1 pseudogene is annotated in these 243 nt (G+C 64.2%); it reads left to right on the plus strand.

What is annotated here, in order from left to right:
• Positions 1-200 (plus strand): annotated as a pseudogene (locus tag EOB49_RS35730) (SAM-dependent methyltransferase); the annotation flags it as partial.
• Positions 201-243: the final 43 nt, after the last annotated feature.

Here is a 243-nt window from a genome sequence, read left to right on the forward strand (position 1 = left end):
TAATCCGCATCTGCCGCCCGGGCGGCGTGATCGTGCTGACGGTCAAGAACACGCTTTGGGATGCCGGCTTTGCCACGCGTGTCGGCGAGATCGAGGCGCAAGGCCTCGTCACCCGCGTCGAGGAAACGCGTCCTTACGTCTCGATGCCCGGCGAAGCCGACACGGTACCAAGCCGCGGCCTCGCTTTGCGCGTTATTTGACCTACGCTTTGACCCTGGCGCCTGCCGGATCATACATCGGCTC

Source organism: Mesorhizobium sp. M7A.F.Ca.MR.148.00.0.0, assembly GCF_003997735.1.
Lineage (GTDB): Bacteria > Pseudomonadota > Alphaproteobacteria > Rhizobiales > Rhizobiaceae > Mesorhizobium.